Annotated in this window: 21 protein-coding genes; 7 read left to right on the plus strand and 14 right to left on the minus strand. The window is 47.3% G+C overall.

The features are described 5' to 3' along the window. Positions 1 to 2: 2 nt before the first annotated feature. Both A3773_RS12475 and A3773_RS12480 read right to left on the minus strand, forming a co-directional pair. Entirely contained in the window at positions 3 to 533 is a 531-nt protein-coding gene (locus tag A3773_RS12475; protein ID WP_067986507.1) for a response regulator transcription factor, read from the minus strand. Next, a complete protein-coding gene (locus tag A3773_RS12480) occupies positions 526 to 1,779 on the minus strand; it encodes an ATP-binding protein (RefSeq protein ID WP_067986509.1) in 1,254 nt (417 codons plus the stop codon). The genes A3773_RS12475 and A3773_RS12480 overlap by 8 nt, the downstream gene beginning before the upstream one ends. A 275-nt stretch (positions 1,780 to 2,054) precedes the next feature. Between A3773_RS12480 and A3773_RS12485 the strand changes: the two genes are divergently transcribed. Further along, positions 2,055 to 2,237: a ribbon-helix-helix protein gene (locus tag A3773_RS12485; RefSeq protein WP_067986511.1), complete on the plus strand. Its 183-nt coding sequence runs from the start codon at positions 2,055 to 2,057 to the stop codon at positions 2,235 to 2,237. 2 nt (positions 2,238 to 2,239) lie between these two features. Here A3773_RS12485 and A3773_RS12490 read toward each other — a convergent pair whose 3' ends face one another. Next, entirely contained in the window at positions 2,240 to 3,982 is a 1,743-nt protein-coding gene (locus A3773_RS12490; protein WP_075109562.1) for a SulP family inorganic anion transporter, read from the minus strand. 100 nt (positions 3,983 to 4,082) lie between these two features. Between A3773_RS12490 and A3773_RS12495 the strand changes: the two genes are divergently transcribed. Then, positions 4,083 to 4,418: a zinc ribbon domain-containing protein YjdM gene (locus A3773_RS12495; RefSeq protein WP_067986513.1), complete on the plus strand. Its 336-nt coding sequence runs from the start codon at positions 4,083 to 4,085 to the stop codon at positions 4,416 to 4,418. A 151-nt stretch (positions 4,419 to 4,569) separates the two neighbouring features. Here A3773_RS12495 and arsJ read toward each other — a convergent pair whose 3' ends face one another. The 10 genes from arsJ to A3773_RS12540 form a co-directional block, all read right to left on the minus strand. Continuing rightward, entirely contained in the window at positions 4,570 to 5,808 is a 1,239-nt protein-coding gene (arsJ, locus tag A3773_RS12500; RefSeq protein ID WP_067986515.1) for an organoarsenical effux MFS transporter ArsJ, read from the minus strand. 5 nt (positions 5,809 to 5,813) lie between these two features. Beyond that, entirely contained in the window at positions 5,814 to 6,824 is a 1,011-nt protein-coding gene (locus A3773_RS12505) for an ArsJ-associated glyceraldehyde-3-phosphate dehydrogenase (RefSeq protein ID WP_067986517.1), read from the minus strand. 93 nt (positions 6,825 to 6,917) lie between these two features. Beyond that, positions 6,918 to 7,157: a thioredoxin family protein gene (locus A3773_RS12510; protein ID WP_067986519.1), complete on the minus strand. Its 240-nt coding sequence runs from the start codon at positions 7,155 to 7,157 to the stop codon at positions 6,918 to 6,920. Between the two features lie 8 nt (positions 7,158 to 7,165). Further along, the gene (locus A3773_RS12515; protein WP_067986521.1) at positions 7,166 to 8,158 is read right to left on the minus strand and encodes a permease; all 993 of its coding nucleotides are present in this window, start codon (positions 8,156 to 8,158) and stop codon (positions 7,166 to 7,168) included. Beyond that, positions 8,158 to 9,180, minus strand: coding sequence for an ACR3 family arsenite efflux transporter (gene arsB / locus A3773_RS12520; protein WP_067986523.1), 1,023 nt, complete (start codon positions 9,178 to 9,180; stop codon positions 8,158 to 8,160). The genes A3773_RS12515 and arsB overlap by 1 nt, the downstream gene beginning before the upstream one ends. A gap of 84 nt (positions 9,181 to 9,264) precedes the next feature. Beyond that, entirely contained in the window at positions 9,265 to 9,612 is a 348-nt protein-coding gene (locus tag A3773_RS12525; protein WP_067986525.1) for a metalloregulator ArsR/SmtB family transcription factor, read from the minus strand. A 155-nt stretch (positions 9,613 to 9,767) separates the two neighbouring features. Beyond that, positions 9,768 to 10,733, minus strand: coding sequence for a universal stress protein (locus A3773_RS12530; protein ID WP_067986527.1), 966 nt, complete (start codon positions 10,731 to 10,733; stop codon positions 9,768 to 9,770). A gap of 15 nt (positions 10,734 to 10,748) precedes the next feature. After that, positions 10,749 to 11,396 carry an NAD-binding protein gene (locus A3773_RS18370; protein ID WP_231902206.1) on the minus strand — a complete coding sequence of 216 codons (648 nt, stop codon included), beginning with the start codon at positions 11,394 to 11,396 and terminating at the stop codon, positions 10,749 to 10,751. Next, the gene (locus A3773_RS18375; RefSeq protein WP_231902207.1) at positions 11,381 to 12,382 is read right to left on the minus strand and encodes a cation:proton antiporter domain-containing protein; all 1,002 of its coding nucleotides are present in this window, start codon (positions 12,380 to 12,382) and stop codon (positions 11,381 to 11,383) included. Before A3773_RS18375 ends, A3773_RS18370 begins: the two co-directional genes overlap by 16 nt. 302 nt (positions 12,383 to 12,684) lie before the next feature. Continuing rightward, positions 12,685 to 14,412, minus strand: a complete 1,728-nt coding sequence (locus tag A3773_RS12540) for a potassium/proton antiporter (RefSeq protein ID WP_067986529.1) — start codon at positions 14,410 to 14,412, stop codon at positions 12,685 to 12,687. 949 nt (positions 14,413 to 15,361) lie between these two features. Here A3773_RS12540 and arsH point away from each other — a divergent pair. Continuing rightward, positions 15,362 to 16,090: an arsenical resistance protein ArsH gene (gene arsH / locus A3773_RS12545; RefSeq protein WP_067986531.1), complete on the plus strand. Its 729-nt coding sequence runs from the start codon at positions 15,362 to 15,364 to the stop codon at positions 16,088 to 16,090. A gap of 135 nt (positions 16,091 to 16,225) precedes the next feature. Next, positions 16,226 to 16,654, plus strand: a complete 429-nt coding sequence (gene arsC, locus A3773_RS12550; protein ID WP_067986533.1) for an arsenate reductase (glutaredoxin) — start codon at positions 16,226 to 16,228, stop codon at positions 16,652 to 16,654. A gap of 123 nt (positions 16,655 to 16,777) precedes the next feature. On the opposite strand, the gene A3773_RS12555 is transcribed toward arsC, so the two are convergent. Next, positions 16,778 to 17,665 carry a LysR family transcriptional regulator gene (locus A3773_RS12555; RefSeq protein ID WP_067986535.1) on the minus strand — a complete coding sequence of 296 codons (888 nt, stop codon included), beginning with the start codon at positions 17,663 to 17,665 and terminating at the stop codon, positions 16,778 to 16,780. A 91-nt stretch (positions 17,666 to 17,756) separates the two neighbouring features. Between A3773_RS12555 and A3773_RS12560 the strand changes: the two genes are divergently transcribed. The 3 genes from A3773_RS12560 (at position 17,757) to A3773_RS12565 (ending at position 20,523) form a co-directional block, all read left to right on the plus strand. Next, positions 17,757 to 18,932, plus strand: a complete 1,176-nt coding sequence (locus A3773_RS12560) for an MFS transporter (RefSeq protein ID WP_067986537.1) — start codon at positions 17,757 to 17,759, stop codon at positions 18,930 to 18,932. Positions 18,933 to 19,149: 217 nt separating this feature from the next. Next, positions 19,150 to 19,296: a hypothetical protein gene (locus tag A3773_RS17845; RefSeq protein WP_156473529.1), complete on the plus strand. Its 147-nt coding sequence runs from the start codon at positions 19,150 to 19,152 to the stop codon at positions 19,294 to 19,296. Positions 19,297 to 19,440: 144 nt separating this feature from the next. Continuing rightward, a complete protein-coding gene (locus A3773_RS12565) occupies positions 19,441 to 20,523 on the plus strand; it encodes an alkene reductase (protein ID WP_067986539.1) in 1,083 nt (360 codons plus the stop codon). Positions 20,524 to 20,544: the final 21 nt, after the last annotated feature.

Genomic DNA, 20,544 nt, shown 5'->3' on the forward strand with positions numbered 1-20,544 from the left:
TGCTAACGTTTAACGGGGCGCTTAGCGAGCTTTCTTTGTAATGTTCGACGGTGCATCCCTAAGGCCCTTGCTGTGGCCGATATATTCCCTTCATGCTCATTAAGTACTTTTTGAATATGTTCCCATTCTAAACGGTTAACCGACATCGGCTGCTCGCTTACGTCGATCTCTGCGTCGGCATCGACTTGGTTGAGTGCGGCTAAGATCTGATCGGCGTCAGCCGGTTTGGGCAGATACTGTGTCGCACCTAATTTAATCGCCTCTACTGCGGTTGCGATACTGGCATAGCCCGTTAGCATTAGAATATGCATATCCGCATTCTTTTCCTTCAAATGGGGGATAAGGCTGAGGCCAGAGTTACCCTCCATTTTTAGGTCGACAGTGGCTAGATCGGGTATCCAGTTTTCGATCAGTAGCTGCGTATCTTCGGCACTACGTGCCACTTGAACCTCAAACCCCCGTCGGGTCATGGCCCGTGATAGTACGCGAGTAAATGTTGGGTCATCATCAACAATAAGGAAGCGTTCAGTCATTTTTTTGCCTTATTGGTAGCGTTACTTCGGTTAAGGTACCGCCTTCAGGGTGGTTATAGAGCCGGACATCGCCATCATAGCGTGCCAGTGTTGTCGCGGTTAAAAATAAGCCTATTCCTAGGCCTTTTCCTTTTGTGGTGATAAAGGGTTTGCCTAGATTGTCGCTTTGCTCAAGGCTTATGCCGGGCCCCCAATCATGGATACGGAAATAGGTTTGTTGTTGATCCCAGTCCAGTTCAATCTGTAAGTCTTTGGGGTTAGCGTCTGCTGCATTATTGATTAGATTTAGCAGCGATTGCTTGAGCGAGGTTGTACAGCTTAAGTAAGGCGGTTCCCCGAGTCCCATCACGGTATAGGTTTGACTAACATCTGGACGTTGTACCATCAGCTGCTCAAGTGTTTCTTCGATCAGCTCAGTGGCGGGCAGCCATTGGGTTGTCGAATGCTCCTCTTTAACACTTTGAGTCATCTGCTTGAGGCGTGTCGCACAGACTTCGGTTTGTTGATATAGCAGCTGGAGGTCTTCTAACAGGTCGGGCGTGTGCTGGTGCTCATGTTCCAACTCTTTTAGTAATACTTGCATCGTACTTAGGGGGGTGCCCAGTTCGTGGGCAGTACCTGCGGCCATTGTCGCTAGGGAGAGTAGCTGTTGATCATGGATATGCTTTTCTCGCTCCTGTTCGAGTTTATCCTGTTGCTGCTGCATGGATTGGCGCATTCTGACAATGAAGTAAGTAATAACTAACACGGTGAGTAAAAAGTTAATCCACATCCCCACAATGTGTATATCAAACAGCTCCATAATACGATGCTGGTGGCTGTTACTGAGCTTTAGAATAGGCTCGTAGTAGAACAAGAGTGAGCTGTATATAGCGACAATCATCACAGCAATCAGCCAAACATAGCGTTTTGAAAGGGTGGCTGATGCGATAATCAGTGGGACTAATAAGAGAAAAATAAAGGGGTTGGTTGCGCCCCCCATATGGAATAGCAGTGCGCCATAGAGGGACATCTCTGCGATCAGTTGGGTGAAAAATTCGGGCTCCGTTACAGGCCACGGGGAGAAGAGTCGCGCATAAGTGATTAAATTAAGAAAAGCTAAGGTGCCTAAGGTGGAGCTGATTTTCCATACGTTCAAATCGGCATGTAAGCCATAAATAGCAAAGATAACAGCAAGACACTGACCAAACAGTGTGACTGAACGTATATAAGAAAGCTGTAAGAGGTTTTCGCGATGATTAGCCATGTGCCTATTATACCCTAGAGCAGGTTAAGTAAGGCGAGACAAAATGTCGCAGCGGGTGGATTTTTTCTAGTTTAGAGTATGGCGTTTGCACGCGGCATGGAAGCGGATGCTGCTGTTTTGTCTTGAGGCTGGGGGGTTGTGCTGTTATGCCGCTGGATATCTATTTTTGATGGGTGATTGGAAGGGGATTGAAGCTTTCCGTATGCGGATGCTCTTCCTTTCTTTTAGGCTGGATATTATAATCAAATTATAATATCCAGCTGACGGAAACAAACATGGAATCTAAAACTGCTCGCTTCACTGTTTTGCTTGATCCACGAAAAAAGAAAGCGTTTGAGCAACTGTGTGCATCACAGGACTTAACCCCTTCCCAAGTTGTACGTCAACTTATGCGCGGCTATCTTGAGCAGCATGGCGTGGATTATTTAAATAAAACTGAAGATGAAACGTCATCTTAATATCAGCTTTTTTTGTTATCCGTTTCGTCCCGTTTACTTTCAAAGTATTGGCGGCTCGCTTCTAGAAAACCATCCATGATTACACGGTCATCCTGCTTAAGGTTGTCCATTTTTAATAGCTGGCTAATCGCCTGAGTAAAATCATTAAAGAAACGGGCTTCACCCAACAGGTTAATAATGCCTGCTTTTCTCAGCTTACGTTCTACACGTTTATTAGCACCGGACATTAAGACAACGACATCACGTTTCTGTAGAGCAGTAATGACCTCTTCGAGTGTTTGTAGGCCCGTTGCATCGATAAAAGGCACCCACTTTAAACGAATAATTAAGTATTGGGGGTCAGTGTGCGTATTGGCTAAAGAGCGCTCAAGGGTTTCAACTGCACCGAAGAAGAAAGGTCCTTCAACCGAATAAACGACGATGGACTCGGGTAGATTTTGCATGCCTAAATGGGTTAGCTCGGCATGGATATCACTCGCTTCTGATACAGAGACTTCTACACTTGAGGCCATCCGGCGCAAGAAATGTAAGGTGGCAATGATCACGCCGATGTTGACGGCAATGACTAGGTCCGCGAACACGGTTAGGAAAAAGGTGACAAGCAAAATTACCACATCGGCACGGGGGGCTTTCGTCATAATTTTGCTGAAATGTCGGACTTCGCTCATATTCCACGCGACGACAAACAGTATGGCTGAGAGCACGCATAGCGGAATATCGCTGGCCAGTGGGGCCAAGAAAACGAGAATAATGACCAATACAGCCGAATGTACAATCCCTGCAAGAGGGCTGTTACCGCCGTTTCGGATATTAGTGGCTGTACGTGCAATCGCCCCGGTGGCTGCAAACCCACCAAATAAAGGGGTGAGTACATTGGCAATCCCTTGGCCAACAAGCTCCTGATTCGAGTCGTGACGCGTCCCTGACATACCGTCAGCGACCACCGCCGACAATAAAGATTCGATTGCGCCAAGCATAGCGATTGTGAACGCGGGGCCAATTAATGAGATCACTTGCGGCCACGTAAACGAGGGTACTTCGAACTCAGGTAGTCCCTGAGGTATCCCGCCAAATGCGCTACCGATGGTGCGTACGCCTTCAAACTGAAAGATTGACTGGGTTAAGGTGATCACAATCAGCGCGACCAGTGGGCCGGGTACTTTTTTAAGCCCAGGGATGTGAGCGGTGACAATGACTAGAAAGAGGGAGAGCACGGCGAGTGCCGTCGTCGCTAAATGAAAGCTGGGCAGTAAGTTGAATAGGCTGATGGCCTTCTCGTGGAAATGTTCACCCGTTACATGGGCTAAGCCGAAAAAGTCCTGCCATTGTCCAACCCAGATGATGACGGCGATCCCTGCGGTAAAGCCCACAATAACCGGGTCGGGGATGAACTTTATAATGCTTCCTAACTTGGCGAACCCTAATGCAATAAGAATAAAGCCTGCCATTAAGGTCGCTATTTGCAGCCCAGATACGCCGTATTCTGCCGTGATGCCTGATAAAATAACAATAAATGCGCCTGTCGGCCCTGCAATTTGTAAGCGGCTGCCACCAAAAATAGAGACGGCGAGACCTGCAATTATGGCAGTGTAAATGCCTTGCTCTGGTTTAACGCCAGAGGCAATCGCAAACGCCATTGCTAAAGGTAAAGCAACGACACCGACAATGGTTCCAGCAACAATATTTCTTAACCAGTTTTCATGCGAGAATAATCCCGCTTTAAAGGCATCTCTGATTGCGATCATATGCTGTATACACTCTAGCAAATCTATTATCATGTGATTATAATAAAATTGTAATGATAAAAGAAGTGATTATCCAAATTTCACCCTAAGAGAGGTTCTAATGAGTCTGCCAAATTGTCCGAAATGTGAGTCTGCTTACGTATATCAAGACCAAGAAATGTTGATCTGTCCTGAATGTGCTTTTGAATGGAACCCTAACGATAGTGGTGAAGAGGACGCAATAACCCTTAAAGATGCAAATGGGAATCTATTGGCAGAAGGGGATAAGGTTACGTTGATCAAAGACTTAAAAGTAAAAGGCTCATCCCAAGTCCTTAAAATTGGCACTAAGGCTTCGATTAAACGCTTTGTTGACGGCGACCATGATATTGATTGTAAAGTTGATGGTGTTGGCGACATGATGCTGAAATCAAAATTTGTTAAAAAAGCATCTTAATGACCGTTGAGGGGTCGCTTGCTAGTGACTCCTGTGTTTTTAGGTTGCTATGGCGTTGTGATTCTCATAAAGCGACAGGCAGCAGACACGGGCTTTTTTAGAACGAGGCTAGCCAGTAGGGTTAGCCTTTTTTGTTCACTAAATCCGGTTCCTAGAGTGAAGAGGCGTGTAATTTAGCGCGGGGGTGTTTAGGTAACCCTTGAGAAATTAACGCGGCCAGTAGAATAAATAAGGTTGATAGCCATAGGCAGGCCGCCAATCCAAAGTCTTGGTAGATCCAGCCGGATAGTACCGTTCCAATGAGCCGTCCCATCGCATTTGCCATGTAGTAAAAGCCCACATCTAGCGAGACGCGATCTTCACTGGCATAGCTAACGATGAGGTAGCTATGTAATGCTGAATTGACAGCAAATAAAGCCCCGAATGCGAGCAAGCCACCGATTAATAGGGTTTCTACGTGCCAATTATAGGTGAGTGAAAGCGCAATAAGGGCAGGTGTAATACTTAACCCTAATGCCCAAGCGGTAGCGTGTCGCCCATCAGGCATAACCCCTTTGTTTTTACCTGTGATCTTAGGGGCGAGGCTTTGTACTATGCCGTAGCCTATGACCCAGGTGGCTAAAAATCCCCCCACATACCAATGATCCCAAGCAAACTGGGTTGTTAAAAAGACCGGTAACGCGACAACAAACCAGATATCCCGTGCGCCAAAGAGAAACATGCGTGCGGCGGAAAGGTAATTGACCGCACGGCTTTTGGCAAAAATAGCGGTGAATTTCGGTGTGTTTTTCGCTTTGCCTAAATCCTTTTTTAGATAGATGACACTGACTACCCAGATGGTGCTTAACGCGAGGACCATGGCCAATACGGCGCCGGAAAAGCCGAGTAGGCTTAACAGCGCCCCCCCTAAAAAGAAGCCCACCCCTTTTAGCGCATTTTTTGAACCGGTGAGCAGTGCTACCCACTTATATAACTGGCTTTCGGCGCCTGTTGAATTAGGAACGAGTAGCTTAATAGCGCTTTTTGCGCTCATTTTATTCAGGTCTTTAGCAATCCCAGAGAGGGCTTGTGCGGCCATGACCCAAGGGACGGTGAGAAAGCTACTTGGCAATAGCAGCATGCTGAGGGCGACTATTTGTATAAATAGGCCGACATTCATGGTTTTGTTGAGGCCAAGCCGAGCGCCCAGCCAGCCGCCAATTAAATTCGTGACAACACCAAATACTTCGTAAAAGATAAACAGCATAGCGATTGCCAGCGGGCTATAACCTAGCCCGTGGAAATAGAGCACAACCAACATCCTTAACGCGCCATCGGTGAGGGTAAATGCCCAGTAATTTCCCGTGACCATTATATATTGGCGAATTTGGGGTGAGAGTTGTGCAAGCATGCTGATTACTCTTTATCGGACTGGCCGACTAAACGGGCCAGTTCAACGGTACGGTTAGCGTATCCCCACTCATTGTCATACCAAGCGTATAGTTTGACTTGGGTGCCATTGACTACCATGGTTGATAAGGCATCAATAATGCTAGAGCGAGGGTCTGTTTTGTAATCGATAGAGACTAAGGGGCGCTCTTCATATCCGAGAATGTCTTTTAGGTCAGTCTCGGCTGCTTTTTTGAGGAGCTGGTTTACTTCGGTTTCTGTGGTCGCTCTGCTGACTTCAAATACGCAATCGGTTAATGAGGCATTTGCTAGTGGAATACGTACGGCATGGCCATTCAGCTTGCCTTTGAGTTCAGGGAATATATGAGTAATCGCCGTTGCTGAGCCCGTTGTTGTTGGGATCAGGCTCATGCCACAGGCGCGGGCGCGCCGCAGGTCTTTGTGGGGGGCGTCTAATATCGTTTGTGTATTGGTAATATCGTGAATGGTCGTCATGGAGCCGTGTACGATACCAAGTGTCTCGTGAATCACTTTAACAACGGGCGCTAAACAGTTCGTGGTACAGGAGGCGGCCGTGACAATGCTGTGCTTGGACTTGTCGTAAAGGTGGTGGTTGACCCCCATTACTACATTAAGCACGCCCTCTTCTTTAACAGGAGCGGTGACTACAACGCGTTTTACCCCTTGATCAAGGTAGGCTTGTAGGGCCGCTTTAGATTTCATCTTGCCGCTGGCTTCAATGACCACATCGCAGTTAGACCAATCGGTATCGTCAATCGCTTTGTTTTGGGTGCAATGAATGCGCTTGCCGTCGATGACTATATCCTTGCCTTCGGCCTGGGCATCATGGTGCCAGCGACCATGTACTGAATCGAATGTAATCAGGTGGGCGAGTGTCGCTGCATCACCGGCGGGATCATTGAATTGAATAAACTCAATATCATTCCAATCAAATGCTGCTCGAAACGATAACCGTCCCATGCGCCCTAAACCATTGATACCTACTTTTATTGTCATAATGACCTCGGAACCGAATAACGTTATGTGTTAAATAATGAAAATAGCCGTGCGTGTACGGTTGCTTTGTTGTACCTGTTTGTTAAGGCGCTGCTATTCTTGGGTGAGCCAAGTCTGGACCTGATCCCTGTGTGGGATTGAGCCGGAGTGGACGAGTTGCTCATCAATAACAACGGCGGGCGTACTCATCACCCCATACCCCATGATAACTTGAGGGTCCGTTTCTTTGGTGACATTTACGTGAACGCCCGATTCCTGCGCGAGTTTGTCGATGAGTTCTGCTGTTTTGGTGCATTTTGTACAGCCACTACCAAGTACTTTTATCTGTTTCATAGATCACCTCATAAGAAAGAAGAGAACGCGTTGAATATCCAGCCAACGACAGTAAATGACACTAATAAGAGCAGGAACACGGTGGCGAGTAGTCGCCACTGCATCACCTGTTTAAGTAGGATAAATTCAGGGAAGCTCGCGGCAACGGTGCTCATGCAAAATGCTAACGTCGTGCCTATAGGCAAACCATTGATGATTAAGCTTTCCATTACCGGAATAACACCGGTTGCGTTGGAATACAGAGGGATGCCGAGTAATACAGCCGCCGGAACAGACCACCATTGCCCATCGCCTAAGTACTGTTCGATCCAGCCATCAGGGACAAAACCGTGTAATGCGGCACCTAAGCCGACGCCGATGATGACCCACTTCCAGACCCGGGAAAAGATCTCTAAGGTTTCATCTTTAGCAAACTCATGACGCTGAGCAAGCGGCATTGCGGTAGCGGTTTGCGAGTGATTGGTTTGGTCATTTTGTTGGCCCTGAGCAAGTGCTTTTGCGGCAAAGGACTGTAACCAGCGTTCCGCTTTGATGCTATCAAGGAAAAAACCACCCAGTGTGCCTACGCTGATTCCGATGACAACATAGAGGAGGGTGAACTTCCAGCCGAGTAAACTCATCAGCAGTAAGATGGCCACCTCATTAATTAAGGGGGAGGTTAAAAGGAATGACATTGTAATGCCAACGGGAATTCCCGCTGAGGTAAAGCCGAGAAAGACGGGGATGCTTGAGCATGAGCAGAACGGCGTGATGGCGCCAAACCCCGACCCCAATAAATACCCAATGCCACGATTTTTACCTGACAGGTAATCCCTGACGTGCTCTACATTTAGCGATGCACGCAATAGGGCAACAACGTAGATCATGACGATGAGCAGGGCGTATATCTTGCTGACATCCTCAATAAAAAAGTGCACGGCATCACCTAACTTTGAATCAGGCGATAAACCGAAAATAGAATAGGTTAGCCAATCGGCAAATTGTGTAAAGATGGCAAACATTAGTGTTCTCCAAACCAGTGCCGAGTGCGGTTGGCAAACCAGACTAAGCTGAGCATAACAGGGACTTCGACAAGGACACCGACCACCGTGGCCAGTGCAGCACCCGAGTGGAGTCCAAAGAGGGAGATTGCCACTGCGACAGCTAATTCAAAAAAGTTAGATGTGCCTATCATGCAGGCGGGGGCTGCAATGTTGTGGGGGAGTTTCATTTTTTTAGCCCACAGATAAGCAATAGCAAAAATGCCATAGGTTTGAATAAGCAGTGGGATCGCGATTAAACCGATGACTTCGGGCTGGGACAATAGGGTTTCTGCCTGAAAACCAAAGAGTAATACGACCGTCGCTAATAGGCCGATCATTGACCAAGGCTTTAAGGTTGAGAGTAGCCGGTCGAGTTGAGAATGGTCGTTCTGCTTATCGACTTTTTTCCGGGTTGCGACCCCTGCAACCAGTGGGATTACCACGTAAAGCACGACAGACAGTAAAAGTGTACTCCAAGGTACCGCAATATCTGTTACGCCTAAGAGAAAGCCAGCAATGGGGGCAAAGGCGAAGATCATAATGATATCGTTCAGCGAGACCTGAACTAATGTGTAGTTAGGGTCGCCTTTGGTTAGTTGGCTCCAGACAAAGACCATGGCGGTACAAGGGGCGACGCCTAAAAGAATCATCCCCGCGATATATTCATTCGCAGTTTGTGGGTCAATCCAATCGGCAAAAATACCTTTGAAGAATAACCAACCCAGTAATGCCATGGTAAAGGGTTTGACTAACCAGTTAATCACTAAGGTTAAAAGTAAGCCTTTAGGTTTTTTGCCCACATCCTTAATGGATGAAAAATCAATTTGTACCATCATTGGGTAGATCATGACCCATATAAGCACGGCTACAACGAAATTGACGTGGGCAAACTCCAGTGAGGCGATCTGTTCAAAGAGGTGAGGGAATAGATTACCTAATATCACACCCGCAATGATGCAGATACCGACCCATACTGATAAATAACGCTCAAATGTGCCCATGTTGCTTCTCCTTCGTTAATGCCTGAACGGTGTAGATAATAGGGCTGGCCCCGTTGTCAGCCTGCATCGTCGGTGTGCCTTGATCTAAGCGCAACATAAGCGTGTACGGTCCGGCCGGTCCCCCATTTTCTTCAGTCGATCCTTATCATCCTTAATAAACAGGGCGTTGTTCGTTAGTGTTTCGGTTAAGACGGTGTGCATCCATTCGGGTAGCGCTTGATTAATACTGTAGAACACCCATTGACCTTGGCGTCGGTCGGTAAGTAAACCGCAATTTCTGAGTTGTGCAAGGTGTCTAGAGACCTTTGGCTGGCTTTCATTGAGCGCTTCCATGAGTTCACAAACGCACAACTCATCTTCCGACTGAATTAAGAGCAGGCATCGGAGTCGTGTCTCTTCGGAGAGGCATTTGTAGAACTGTATCGGTGGCATCAAAATCTAAACTCCTCGAATGAGCGGTGTCTTTATATTTGCGAGTTTTAATATATGAAATATTATATATATGAAAAAACATATATGTAAAGGCGTTATCCTATTTTTTTCTTTAACGAAAGATGTAACAAGGGTGAGCGTGCGGTTACTCGGCCTTATAACTCAGGCGAGACGAACCCTGGTGGTTTAATCGCAAGTACGGAGCATTGGAGCTGAGACAGTACCGTTTCCGCCGTGTTTCCGATGAGTACACCGGCAATGCCTGAGCGCGCAACCGTCCCCATAATGACTAAATCAATATCGTTTTCTTTCGCGAATTTTGGAATCTCTTGGCCTGCAATCCCTTGGATCGTATGGGAGCGGGGGGAGACATATTCATAGGACTCGTCGCCTAGCTGCTGTTGCATTGTGTATAACAGCCCATCCATTTTTTGTTGGCGCAAGCGATGTTCGGATTCAAAGAGCTTACGTTCTATTTTATCCGGTTGCTCAGCCCATAAGCTAATAAAGCCGGCTTGTGGAACGTCATAGACATTCACAATATCCAGTGAGGTGAAGTTAGATAGGGATAGGGAGCTGGCCAGGTCGACGATCACCTCATTAATCTGCTCATTCTCCGTTTCGTCATTTTCTGTATCAAAATCTACAGTCGCCATAATGCGCTGATAGTTTTCCTTTTCGCTCTCTTTTTTCATCAGCCAGACGGGGCAAGGACACTGACGTAATAAGTGCATATCGTCACTGACGATTAAGTGATCGAGCCAGTTGTACTCATCCGCTTCTTTGATGACTAAGTCAAAGTTATGGGCTTGGACGACGCGTATGCTTTCAATGTATTTTTTACCCGAGCGCACGAGGATGGTTGTTTCGATCTCTTTTTCTAATGCTTGAGAAAGTTTGGTTAGGGCCTCCTCTTCGCGCTCTTTGATGCGTTGCTGTAGGCTATTTTCATCAATGCCTATACCCTGTGCGTACAGTGGTAGGGTGGTTTTTGTGTGCATGGCGAGCAAGGTTAAATCGGCTTGATTATTTTTGGCTAGCGACACGGCCCGCATCAAGGAGGGGGAGGGTTCATTGTTTTGATTGCCCATTACGTACAAAATATTTTGGAACCGATTCATGATGATACCCCTCTGCTATTTTTGTTTACTTAGTTGTATATCCATGCCGTCTAGTAGTAACTCCGAAGCCCTGTCGGCGGCATCTTGAAATGGCTCGAAAACAAGGTCTATACCTAGGATTTTTAGCTCTTCTGTTTCTGTTTTACTATGGGAAACCGTTGCGATTTTTCCACTAAAGCCGGCAACGCGCGTGAGTTGAACAATTGTTTTCCGCGTATCTTCAGAGGAGATACCGGTGTGATGATAAGGGATCGTCGACACAATCCATTGTGCATGGCGTAGGGGGAGCTCTGTGATAAATTCGGCATCGGTCACATCACCATATTGAGTATCTAGCCCCAGTTGATTCCAGTGTTTGATTGTTTCTGGGCTGAAATCGATCCCTAATACCTTAAACCCCTTATTTTTTAGTCGCATTGCGATGGCTGTGCCGAGTCGGCCTAGGCCAAAAATAATGATTGGGTAATGCCCGCAGGAGTGGTGTTCCTCTGACTGTTCTTTAGGTGTGCCTTCGCGTTCAAAGATACCGAGTAGGGGCTCTGCCAGAGAGTAGAGCCAGTGTGAGTAGGTGATCATATAGGTTGATGCCGCAATGGTCACAATGCCCACCAGTGTGACGAGGCCTAATATATCCTGCTGCAAGTGTCCTAGGCTGATCCCCATGGCAATGAAAATTCACTGATCTGTGCCACCGTCAACCCAGCGAGAAAGCCTGTTCTCTTACGGTAGCCCATCAGGCCCATGATGATTAACACAATGAGCGGATTTCCGATGAGTACAAACAGTGAAAATATAATAGCGCCAGAAATATGTGAGCCTAACAAAGATAGATCGAGTGTTGCGCCCAAGGCAATAAAGAAAAATAACAGTAAAAAATCACGCAGTGGGGCGAGTCGTGCGGCAATACTCTCGCGATAAGGTGTTGACGCTAAGGCGACCCCTGCCAGTAGACCGCCGACTTCCATGCCAAGGCCTACAAAATCACCTATTGCAGCAAAAAGTGCGGCCTGGGCGATGGCATAAATAACTAAGAGTTCCGGTATTTTTGCCAGTTGCTCTGTGAGTGGGTTAGCAATATAACGGACAAAAACAATAACAAATAGGAGCAGTCCACCCCCTGATAGCGCGACGTTCCAAACGGAGCTATCGTTGGTGCCATCATGGCCGTCACCTATGCCGATGGCAGCAAGGACGATCATAGCCAGTACCACCACAAGGTCTTGTACAATCAAAAAGCCTAGTGCAATTTGACCATGCAGTGAATCAATCTCTTTTTTGTCCGAGAGGAGTTTAACGATGATGATGGTGGAGGAGAAGGTGAGCGCCACAGCAACATAAAGGCTGGTGATGTGACCTAGATCTAAGCTTAATCCGATGAAATAGCCCGCGATCGATGTAAATGCGACCTGCCCTAGACCGGTCATCAGCGATACGCCACCGATAGAGCGTATCAGTTTTACATCAAGCTTAATCCCAACTAAAAACAGAAGTATTGCGATCCCTAATTCTGACAACAGGGTTATCTGCTCTTTGGAGTGAACAATATCTAAAACCGAAGGGCCGGCAATTAAACCGACGGCGATAAAGCTGACAATTAACGGTTGTTTCATCAATAGGCCGATGAAACCGATCACCGTTGCTAATACCATTAATGCCGTAATTTAGGTGAAGGTCGACTGTGTGACCAATTCGATTAGACTCATATTTTAAAACTCATCCTTGTATTCGTAATCTATACTGCTGATCTTTTGGGTGTCTTACATAACCTTATGTGGTTGCGGAGAGCTGATGTCTCAGTCTGCATTGATCGTTGATTGTGCCAAATAATTGACCTGCGTCCGGCATGCGGGTCACTGCTTATTATCAGTGCAATAACCCGTCCCTATTCCCCAAACCTTATAAAATAAAGCGCTGACCTGCAAAGGCATAAGGTGTTTTACGCCGCGACATTTTAAGTGCTTAATTTTAGTCCCACCGAGACAATACGTTCGCCTTCGGTTTCTCTAACAATAATTTTAACCAGACCAAGCTGAACTTGGTCACCCACCACCGGTTTGCCATGGAATTGGCTAATTAAATAGCGTTCGACGGTCATTTCGGCGCTGTCAGGGTCGATCTCAAACCCATACTGTTGAGCGATGTCGGCCATGTGGGCGCTGGGTAACAAAACGAATTCGCCAAAGAAACTGTTAGATTTGAGCGAGGAGGACAGGGTCGCGGGGGCGAAAATACGTCCTAATGCTGTTTTAGCCGGGCTTGTGGCCAAAATCATAACTTGGTCTTCGGGTAGAAATGTTTGCGGTTCTAGATCGCTTATTAGTTTACCTTGTCGGATAACACCGACCATCTGACACTGGTCAGTTAAAGGTAGATTATTGGCGGATGACCCGACCGCGCTGCTGCCGGCGACAACCGGATAGATTAAGAGGTTTTTATCTTGGTCGTGTTTAATGGTTAAGTGTAAATAATTAGGCTCATCCGACGTGGGAGGGAGCTCTATTTTTAACCACCTCGCCACCGGCGCAATTGTCCAGCCTTGCAGTATCAGTGAGATTAACACCACAAAAAATACAAGATCAAAGTAGGTTTGTGTATGTTCCAAGCCCGCTAACGATGGGAACAGTGCCAAGATGATGGGCACCGCCCCACGTAATCCGCACCAGCCAATAAATACCTGCTCGCGCCAGGGGAAATGGAACGGAAGTAAAGACATGACGATCGCCACAGGCCGTGCGATAAAGATCAGTACAAAGGCGATGGCTATCGCTGGGATAATAATCGGTATCATATGGCTTGGGGTGATGAGTAAGCCGAGCATTAAGAACATACCAATTTGACTTAACCACGCTATTCCATCATGGAAGCGATGGATCTCGTTGCTATAAATAAGCGGGGTATTACCAATAATAACGCCAGTGATAAAGATCGCGAGGAAGCCACTGCCGTTGAGATGGTTAGTGATACCGAAGATACAGATACCACCCGCTAGTGCAAGCAGCGGATAGAGCGATGAAGGAAGTGGTAAGCGTTTGAGTAATTGAGCGACGATGTGGCCGCCCGCAAAGCCGAAAGCTAAACCTAGCCCCACCTGGCTGAGTAACTCACTTGCAATGGTCCAACCTTGGCTGCCGCTATCGCTAAGTTGAAGCAGTTGCACTAGGGTGATCGTTAAAAAGATTGCCATCGGGTCATTGGAGCCCGACTCGATTTCTAGGGTGGCGCTTGTCCGTTCTTTTAAGTCTAAACCTGCGCTTCTGAGTAAGCCAAAGACGGCTGCAGCGTCTGTCGATCCAACAATGGCGCCGATTAATAGCCCATCAAGGAGCGGTAAACCTAAAATAATATGTGCGGCATAGCCGGTGATACCTGCGGTGATAATAACGCCAACCGTGGCTAATGACAGTGCGGGTTTAAGACTAACACGGAAGCTTTGTGTTTTTGTGCCAAGCCCCCCGTCAAAGATAATAATGGCAAGCGCAATATTGCCGAAAAGGAAGGCCATATTAAAATCGTCAAACTTAATACCACCGATTCCGTCTTCCCCAGCCAGCATACCTAAGACTAAAAAAACCAATAAAACAGGCGCACCTATACGGCGAGTTAAAACGCTGGCAACAACGCATAGCATTACAAGTAGGCCGGATAGGAAAATGTATTGGTAGGTGGCGTCTATGGTCATGCAGTGCCCTTAGTCAAAGTGTGTGGTGGTTTATCGGTTGGCCGACACTCATTCATGTGATTGATATGAGTGTTCTTCCCTGAGTTACTTTGTGGATTCTCCTTTTTACGTATTCGATTCAGTTGTAGTAATAGGGAAGATAGATATAAATGCGCTGCTAAATTTAGAACCTGCATAGGTGCTATACAGATCACTTAGGGTATTGTTTTAGCATTTATTATTGTTTTAGGTGATACGCCAGCAAGCGCTAAAGCCCCAAAAGGGTAAGACCAGGATTAACTGATCTGTTTATAATTACTTATGGGCCCCGTTGAATATTTCAAGAGCCTGAGTGGTTATTAATATGCCCATTCTAGCATTTAAATGGGGCGCTACAATATGCTTTATCGTATGGAAAGAGCGTCTCAGGGGCTTGATAGAAGTTTTCTCTGGTTTGATCGGTTTATCGCTGTTTTTGGCGTGCACGTAAAATTAGCCACAGATAGCCTGTCAGCCTTTGATTTGGTGTGTATTACACTCTTTCGGGTCGTTAAATAAATGATGTTAAGTACTCCGTGTAGTGATTTTTGCCCGAAATTTCCGGGATCTGGATGCTTATATTTGGTGCTAAAGATCAAGATGTAAATTCGAATCTATTTCCCATTAGCGTGCTAGACGCGTCCTATTCATTAGCGAACGTGGGTTTAAGTGGAAAATGAGGCAGCTGAATAGGGTAGTAGATATTGCCTACAGCTCTTTCTACATGATCTCTAGGCGCATTCGGTAGATTAAAAAAAGAAGAAAAGTCTTTTGCGTAGCGCGTAAATGTTTACATCTGTTTTTGAGTAAGATAAAAGGCGGTTACTTGTTTGAGAGAATGTAGCGGTGGTACAGGTTCTTTCTCTGCGGCATTGTAAAACAGGTCCTGTATTGACGTAAAAAGTATTGAAGTAAAAGGTATTGAACTGATATGAGTGAAGTAAACCTAGAAAACCCCTCGCTACCCAATATAGATGATACGTTGCTGGATCGACCATCGTTTGAAAAGTGCGTAGGAAAGCAGAGTGAACATGCGCCACGTATATTATTGCTTTATGGGTCTTTGCGGGAGCGTTCTTTTAGTCGACTGGTTATTGAAGAATCTGCGCGTTTGTTAACGCGTTTTGGTGCCGAGGTGAAAATTTTTAACCCTGAAGGGCTGCCTCAGGTGGATGTTGCAGATGAAAACCATCCCAAAGTGCGAGAGTTACGGGAGTTAATGATGTGGTCTGAGGGGCAAGTGTGGTGTTCCCCTGAGCGCCATGGTGCGATGACCAGCATCTTTAAAAGCCAGTTAGATTGGGTGCCTCTGAATATGGGCGGCGTTAGGCCAACACAAGGAAAAACACTGGCTGTCATGCAGGTTTGTGGTGGTTCGCAATCGTTTAATGTTGTCAATCAGCTGCGTGTGTTAGGGCGATGGATGCGGATGGTAACGATCCCGAATCAGTCTTCTGTACCTAGGGCTTATTTAGAGTTTGATGACAACGATAGAATGAAACCGTCCCCCTATTACAATCGTATAGTGGATGTGATGGAAGAGTTAATGAAATTCACCTTATTGCTACGTGATAATAAAGGCTATTTTGTCGATCGTTATTCTGAGCGTGTGGAAACGGCTGAGCAAGTGAGTGAGCGGGTTAACCAGCGGTCATTGTAAGTGTGAAGTCTTGGACGGGGTGCCCCTGTTTTTGCTTTATGGCTTGCGAATGGAGCCGTGCGCACGGGGTTGGAAGGGATGGATCGACCATTCAGGGGCAATTGAATTTTGGTAAAGAGTGCATAGAGATAAACGATGATAGTTATCCACCACAACCCAGGCTGCGGCACATCGCGAAATGTGCTTAAAATCATCCAAGACTCAGGTTATTCACCGGTCGTGATTGAATATATTAAGGAGGGCTGGACTAAGGCCCAGTTGCAAGGCCTGCTTGCTGCGGCTGATTTAACCCCACGTCAGGCTCTCAGAACAACTAAATCTCCAGCGGAAGCCTTAGGCTTGTTAGATGAACGTGTCTCGAACGAGACAATTTTTAGCGCAATGCTAGAGCACCCCATTTTAGTCAATCGGCCTATAGTGTGTAGCCCAAAAGGGGTTAAGCTGTGCCGCCCCAGTGAAACCGTGCTTGATCTTTTAGAATGCTGGCCCCAAGGCCCTTACTACAAAGAGGACGGTCAACAGATTTTAGATACATTAGGGCAACGGTTTATTTCGAGCAATTGAGGCCTTTTCGCGGGGCCTCTTTCTAGGTTTAAGCTTCTCCAATCAAGTTGGTGGTGGGTGTTCCTATGCTCAAAGGCTCAGTGTTTCTATCTCTGCGAGGCAAACCGGCTTGCTTTTACTGCATTACAACCGCATTAGAGGATGGATATAGTCCAGAAAAGCAGTAATACGGCTGGAAAGGGTGGTGTTACGGTAGTAGACCGCATGTACCAACTCGCGGTTACTTGGGCTGGTGATATGATTATCTAGCACTTTAACCAGCTGTCCGTTGGCCAAGTCTTCACAAATCATAAACTCGGATAGCAGTGCCAAGCCTTGTCCAGCCAAGCACAGTTGGCGAATAGTTTCACCGCTGCTACTGCTTAGGGTTGTGGACAGTGCAACATGACGGGTAAGGGGCCAGCGATTCAGGTGGGGCGCATCGGCAAAGCCAATGATTTTGTGCTGTTCTAGCGCTTCGGGGGTTTCCGGTGTGCCTTGTTGAGCAAGATATGAGGGCGAGGCGACGATATGCAAAGGGCTGCGTCCGAGAAAGCGGGCATGCAAGTTTGAATCCTGTAGGGTACCAATGCGAATGGCCAGATCTGTCTTGCGTTCAATTAGATCAATGATGTTTTCATTGGCAACGAGTTCTAACTCAATCTTTGGATAGCGCTCACAAAAGCCCGGTACCAGTGGAACTAATTGGTGCAGGATAAAGGGCGTAGCGGCGTCCACTCTGAGCTGGCCTGCCGGTATGCCTTTTAAGGTTCTAATCTTTTCTTCCGCTTCTGCTAACTGGTGCAGTCCGTTTCTGACTTGCTCGGTAAAAATACGGCCTTCTTCGGTGCGTTCCAGCTTGCGGGTGGTGCGATTCAGCAACGTGCAGTCTAAATTCTTTTCTAGTCGGCTGACAGCGCGCGATACCTTGGCAACTTGAATATCAAGAATGCGGGCGGCGGCTGAGAAGCTGCCGCTATCAATCACGGTTAGCAGAATCTCAAGGTCTTCAGTACGGGATATTATTGTCATATATGTAAAGGTATTTTGCTACTAATGCTGTTTCTGTAAAAGATAGCAGTAGGCATACTCCGCAGCAACTAAAACATACAAGGAGATTTAAATGCCTATTGCTCTTTTTGCGTTGACGCTCAGCGCATTTGCAATCGGTACCACCGAGTTCGTGATTGTTGGTCTGGTACCTACTATCGCCCAAGATCTGGGCGTTTCTCTGCCTTCCGCGGGGCTGCTAGTTAGTCTTTATGCATTGGGAGTTGCTATTGGGGCACCTGTTCTCACCGCTTTGACTGGGCGCTGGCAGCGTAAAAGCGTGTTGTTGGCGGTCATGTCACTGTTCGTAGTCGGTAACTTGCTGGCTTGGATGGCACCTACTTACAGCTCACTGATTACTGCGCGTATCTTGACGGGTTTGGCTCATGGGGTGTTTTTCTCAATTGGATCAACCATCGCAACGAGTTTGGTACCACGTGAAAAAGAGGCCAGTGCTATCGCTATCATGTTTACTGGCTTGACTGTCGCGTTGGTTACGGGTGTGCCTTTGGGAACCTGGATTGGGCAGAACTTCGGCTGGCGTGCGACCTTTATGGTTGTGGCTGCTCTGGGGTTAATTGCGCTGATCGGTAGTGCATTGCTTGTGCCAAAGAATCTCAAGCAGGCACCACCAGCACGTATTGCCCAGCAACTAAGCGTATTGACTCAACCGCGCCTGCTGCTGGTCTATGCCATGACTGCGGTTGGTTACGGTGGTACTTTTACCGCTTTCACTTTTCTTGCGCCGATTTTGGAACAGGTGTCCGGCTTTGAATCGGGTGCTATAGGCCTAATCATGCTGGTCTACGGTGTATCGGTTGCCGTTGGTAATATTTGGGGTGGTCGTATGGCGGATCGTATGGGGCCGATTAAGGCATTACATATAATCTTTACTGCGCTAGCACTTGTACTGTTAGCGTTTACCTTTACCGCCGGAAATCAGATTGCTGCGGTTATCACCATTTTAATCTGGGGAGCCTTTGCCTTCGGCAATGTACCTGGCTTGCAAGTGTATGTAGTTCAATTGGCAGAGAAGTACACACCGCAGGCAGTTGATGTGGCCTCGGGGCTGAATATCGCAGCGTTCAATGTCGGTATTGCATTGGGTTCTATCCTCGGAGGGGTTGTTGTCGAAAGAATGACACTGATGGATACCGCTTGGATTGGAGCACTGATCGTTGCATTGGCACTGGTGCTTACTCGACTGTCCGGTTTTCTCGATAAACGTGACCAACTGCAATTCATCTGAAAACACGAGAATACAAGGGCGAAGCCCTTCTATGTAACCTTCGATGCTGTCTATGTTGAGCAGTTGGCTTCGGAGTCCAGCGGATATCTAGTCTGCAGTGTGGGGCGTCTAGAAAAGGCGGCGTAGCGTTTTCTAGTCGCGATTATACCAACATGGCGTAGTACTTAATGCTTTGCATGGCACAGGTTCAGTTGTACAGTGGAAATGTTCTGCTCAGATGGATGAAAAACTGCTCAATCAGATTTATCAGGGTGAGCTTAAAGGGCCTGATATTCATGTAGTTGAATTCGATCAGTTGGCAGAGGCTTTACGGGAATTTAAGCGTAATCGAAAGGCCCTCAAATACACTATTGAGGTGGCATAGGAATGTTTTCCTGTTCTATTTTATAACGGTTCTAAGGTGGAACAGGCGCACGGGGCAACTGGGGTTTGATATAATGCCCATGTACTTTATTTATCAGCTTTTAACCTCAAGGCTTAATGCAACAATCTAATAGCGAGGATTAACATGGCAGATCTTTTTACACCGGTTCAGCTCGGTGCCCTAACACTGGATAATCGTGTACTGATGGCGCCTTTGACGCGTACTCGCGCTGATGCAGACCATGTCCCCACTGACCTTATGGTCGAACACTATGCTCAGCGTGCTTCAGCGGGCTTGATCATTGCCGAAGCCACCATGGCAATGGAAGGTAACTCGGCATTTTGGCGTGAACCTGGTATCTACTCCGAGGCTCAGGTTTCTGGTTGGAAGAGAGTCACTGACGCCGTACATACCAAGGGTGGGAAAATTTTCCTGCAGATCTGGCATGGCGGTCGCGCCTGCCATCCGTTGCTGAATGAAGGTCGTGTACCGGTCGCGCCGAGTGCTATGGCTATCACCAATGATGAAGTTCACACTCCAGAAGGGAAGAAGGCTTATACCGTTCCCCGTGAACTGGCTGATGAAGAGATTCCGGCGATTATCGAAGGTTTTAAAGTTGCAGCGGAAAATGCCAAGAGAGCTGGCTTCGACGGTGTTGAAGTACACGGCGCGAATGGTTATTTACTGGATGAGTTCCTGCGTGATGGTGCCAACCACCGTAAAGGCCCTTATGGCGGCCCGATCGAAAACCGTGCTCGCCTGTTGCTAGACGTTCTAGACGTTGTAACTCAAGTTTGGGGCAGCGACTGTGTAGGTGTGCGTCTGTCTCCGTTGAATAGCTTCAACAGTATGAAAGACAGTGATCCGATTGCACTCGTCACTTGGTTGGCCAAACGCTTGAACGACTTTGATCTGGCGTATCTGCACCTTATGCGTGCTGATTTCCTTGGTGAGCAGCAGGCCGACGTGGTGACGCCTGTACGTGAACACTACCGCGGTCATTTGATGCTGAATATGGGCTATACCGGTGTCGAAGCTAATACTGTCATCGCTTCAGGTCAAGCCGATAGTATCGCGTTTGGTGTGCCCTTTCTCGCCAATCCTGATCTGCCGGAGCGCTTGCGGAATGATGTAGAACTGAACCAGGCAGACCCGGCTACTTTTTATACCCAGGGCCCCGAAGGCTATATCGACTACCCGACTATCAGTGAAGTGGCAAACGCCTGAGGCAGGTGCGGGGGCTTTTAG

The organism is Neptuniibacter pectenicola, assembly GCF_001597735.1.
Classification (GTDB): Bacteria; Pseudomonadota; Gammaproteobacteria; order Pseudomonadales; family Balneatricaceae; genus Neptuniibacter; species Neptuniibacter pectenicola.